The organism is Streptomyces sp. NPDC001070 (assembly GCF_053598835.1).
The window spans coordinates 1-3,314 of sequence record NZ_JBSFLB010000082.1; the positions used below are offsets into that span (position 1 = coordinate 1).

Below are 3,314 nucleotides of genomic sequence, written 5' to 3' on the forward strand. Positions count from 1 at the left end.
GGTGGACGCCGTCCCCGGACCGGCGGCCGCCGCGCTCGTCGAGGCGAGCCGCGCGGCGGACGTGGTGGTCATCGGCGCCCACCGGCGGGAAGCCCACCCGCTGGGAATGCGCCTCGGGCCGGTCACCCACGCGGTGCTGCACCACGCGCACTGCCCCGTCGTCCTGGTCCCGATCGACTGACCGCGGGACCGGCCGGCGTGCCGTTCACCGTGACCGCTCGCTGAGGACAACGCCGTGCGCCCTCGGCGGGCGGCCTCATCGACATGGCGGGTTCCGGCGCCGCGTCGAGGAAGTCACGGTCGGCGGCCCTCTCATGCCGGCTGTCTCATCACTGCGCCGGCCAACGTCCGTCATCGGTACCGGCCGGGCCCGGACAAGGGGCCGGAAGGCCCCTGCGCACAGCGGATTCGGGGACACAGGCTAGGGATGAGGGCCGCCGGAAGGGCCGCCCAGAGGTTCTCCCGTCACACCGCGTCGACGGGTTTCACCAGGGAGGTGCCGGTGATGACCACCGCCGCGACGATCGGCCTGCTCGATGCACTGCCGGATCAGGCTCGACAGCGTCTGATGGAGCTCGGCCGCGAGGTGTCGTTCCCCGCGGGGACCCGGATCTTCGAGGAAGGGCAGCGAGCCGACCGGTTCTGGGTCATCCACACCGGTTCGGTCACCCTCGACCTCCACGTCCCCGGCCGCCATCCCGCCGTGGTGGAGACCCTGGGCCACGGCGACCTGCTCGGCTGGTCGTGGCTGTTCCCCCCGTACAGCTGGCATCTGGGCGCCCAGGCGCAGAGCCCGGTGCGGGCCATGGAGTACGACGCCACCATCGTGCGAGCGCTCTGCGAGGCCGATCCGGCCTTCGGCCGGGCCGTGTCCCGCCGGATGGCGGAGATCATCGCCCATCGTCTGCTGCGGACCCGCACCCGTTTGCTGGACCTCTACGGGCCCGCCGGCAGCGGAACCGCACATTGACCGTCGCTGCGCGCGAGGAGGACCTCATGCACGGCAGCCCGCACATCGTCGGCGACGTGATGACCCGGGCCGTCGTAGCGGTCGGCCGGGACGCCTCGTTCAAGGAGATCGTCACAACGATGGAGCAGTGGAGGGTGAGTGCCGTGCCCGTGCTGGAGGGGGAGGGCCGGGTCGTCGGCGTCGTGTCGGAGGCCGATCTGCTGCCCAAGGAGGAGTACCGCGACAGCGACCCCTCCCGCTACGAGCAGATGCGGCGGCTGCAGGATCTGGGCAAGGCGGGCGCCACCACCGCGGACGACCTGATGAGTGCCCCCGCGGTGTGCGTGCACGCCGACGCCACCCTCGCGCAAGCGGCGCGTGCCATGGCTCACCGGCACGTCAAGCGGCTGCCGGTCATCGACGACGAGGGCATGCTGTGCGGCATCGTCAGCCGGGGCGACCTGCTGAAGGTCTTCCTGCGCCCGGACGAGGAGATCGCCGAGGAGGTGACCCGCGAGATCGTCGCGTACCTGTTTCCCGGTGAGCCTCCGCCGGTGCGGGTACGCGTCGAGGAGGGCGTCGTCCACTTCTCCGGCGTGCCGGGCGACCCCTCGCTGATCCCGGTGGCGTCACGGTTCGCCGGCGCCGTGGAGGGGGTCGTCGACGCCGACTGGGACTGACTCACCGGGCACGCGGCGCGCCGTGCCCGGCAGGTACCGTCAGGCGCGCCGGTGGCCCCAGGAGGGCCCGACCTCGGCCCACTCCCGGTCCCACGCCTGCGCGCGATGACGGTCGATACGCACCCGGACGGCCCAGCGTCCCGCCAGGACCAGCCCGCACGCGCCAACGGCCGCGAGCACACCGAAGACCTGGCCCTGCACCTCGGCCTGCACCGGCGTGAGCGGCGGTTCCCGGATGTCGTCGTGCCGGTCCACCCAAATGCGCGTGGTGGAGCCGGCACGGCTGTTCGGGTCCACACGGGCGGTACCCGTGTGAGCGGCCCCGTCCGGGGCGGTCCACCGCACGGTGGCCCGCACCTTGCCGGTGGATCCCGTGTAGTCGTTCTCCACCGCGTCCGCCGCGTCCTCGGTGACCACTGCCCTCACCTGGCGCATCCCGTCACCCTGGTGGAGCGCGTCATGCTCCACCGCGACCGCGGTGGCGGCACCCGCCGCCGGGGCGCCGACGGCGACCAGCACAGCAGCCGCCACACCCGTCCACGCCTCCGCGACATCCGTTCCACGTCGCAACGGATTGCGCCGCCAGCGCCAGAACACCACCGAGTTCTTCATGACCGCGCCCCCTTTCCCTGCAGCGACGGTCCCACAGGGGCAAAGTGGGAAGCAGGGGCCGAAGAGGTCGTCCGGGTGGGCCGAGCAGGCCGTTCTCGCGGGTTCCCGGGTCCGTTCGGCCCTGTGACCGGAGCCCTGAGCGGACGACGATCGGAAAGGTGTGATCCCCGCAGGCGGTACTTCAGAGACTCGGGACCAAGGACGTGAGCAGCATGGCACCGAATCCGTTTCCGGCAGCCCCCGGTGACATCGGGCGGCGCGTGGCCAAGCGGCGCGACGAGCTGGGTTTGAGCCGTGAGGAGGTCGCAGCCCGGGCCGGTATGGCCACCAGCTATCTGCGGTTCATCGAGGAGCAGTCCACCGCGGCTCCCGGCCCGGGAACCCTGGGAACCCTCGCGGCTGTCCTGGACACGACAGTCGTGGCGCTCAACGGCGGGGAGGCCGACCTTCCGCCCGGCCGACTCGGTCGCGCTTCACCGCACGCACGGCTGGTGGAACTCACCCCCGAGGAGTGTTGGTCACGCCTGGACCGCCACGGCGTGGGCCGGGTCGCGGTGACCACCCCGGGCCGCGAGGCGATCCTGCCGGTCAACTACAACGTGGTGGACCGGTCCATCGTCTTCAGGACAGCACCCGGTTCCGGACCCGCCGAGGTCACCGGAACGGAGGTCGTCTTCGAGGTGGACCACGTGGACGAGGCGCTCAGCCAGGGCTGGAGCGTCCTGGTCCGGGGCCGGGCCCGCCGCGTCGAGAACCCGGAGGTCTCGCAGTACCTCGCGACACAGGTGTACAGCGGTCCGTGGCCCGGGGACGACGATCGCACCGTCTGGGTGCGGATCGACGTGGACGGGATCAGCGGGCGCCGTATCGATGTGCCCTGACACGGCGGACCACGGCACGGATGGGTCCGTTCGGCCCTGGTGCCGAGTGACCGCGGGGGTGACGATCATCCGGGACAGGGGACAACAGCACAGCGAACAGGGCAGGGGGCCGGGATGACCGGTGCAGGGGAGTTCTCACCGCGGACGCCGATCAGGGTGTTCCTGGTCGACGACCACGAGGTGGTACGGCGG

At 71.9% G+C, this 3,314-nt stretch carries 5 protein-coding genes; 4 read left to right on the forward strand and 1 reads right to left on the reverse strand.

From position 1 onward, the window contains the following. The 3 genes from ACWDAS_RS41335 to ACWDAS_RS41345 form a co-directional block, all read left to right on the forward strand. A partial coding sequence (locus ACWDAS_RS41335; RefSeq protein WP_450401126.1) for a universal stress protein occupies nucleotides 1–181 on the forward strand: 181 nt, incomplete at its 5' end. 324 nt (nucleotides 182–505) lie between these two features. Beyond that, on the forward strand, nucleotides 506–970 hold the full coding sequence (locus tag ACWDAS_RS41340; protein ID WP_450401128.1) for a cyclic nucleotide-binding domain-containing protein: 465 nt from the start codon (nucleotides 506–508) through the stop codon (nucleotides 968–970). Between the two features lie 26 nt (nucleotides 971–996). Beyond that, a complete protein-coding gene (locus tag ACWDAS_RS41345; protein WP_450401130.1) occupies nucleotides 997–1,629 on the forward strand; it encodes a CBS domain-containing protein in 633 nt (210 codons plus the stop codon). Nucleotides 1,630–1,668: 39 nt separating this feature from the next. Here the strand turns inward: ACWDAS_RS41345 and ACWDAS_RS41350 are convergent, their stop codons facing one another. Next, nucleotides 1,669–2,241 carry an Rv1733c family protein gene (locus tag ACWDAS_RS41350; protein ID WP_450401132.1) on the reverse strand — a complete coding sequence of 191 codons (573 nt, stop codon included), beginning with the start codon at nucleotides 2,239–2,241 and terminating at the stop codon, nucleotides 1,669–1,671. 212 nt (nucleotides 2,242–2,453) lie between these two features. Here ACWDAS_RS41350 and ACWDAS_RS41355 point away from each other — a divergent pair, with 212 nt between their 5' ends. Then, nucleotides 2,454–3,122, forward strand: a complete 669-nt coding sequence (locus tag ACWDAS_RS41355; RefSeq protein WP_450401133.1) for a helix-turn-helix domain-containing protein — start codon at nucleotides 2,454–2,456, stop codon at nucleotides 3,120–3,122. Nucleotides 3,123–3,314 lie beyond the last annotated feature (192 nt).

Excerpts from the sequence above, each read along its gene's own strand:
- ACWDAS_RS41340 (WP_450401128.1), top strand. The coding sequence starts at position 506 with ATGACCACCGCCGCGACGATCGGCCTGCTCGATGCACTGCCGGATCAG.
- ACWDAS_RS41345 (WP_450401130.1), top strand. The coding sequence starts at position 997 with ATGCACGGCAGCCCGCACATCGTCGGCGACGTGATGACCCGGGCCGTC.
- ACWDAS_RS41350 (WP_450401132.1), bottom strand. The coding sequence starts at position 2,241 with ATGAAGAACTCGGTGGTGTTCTGGCGCTGGCGGCGCAATCCGTTGCGA.
- ACWDAS_RS41355 (WP_450401133.1), top strand. The coding sequence starts at position 2,454 with ATGGCACCGAATCCGTTTCCGGCAGCCCCCGGTGACATCGGGCGGCGC.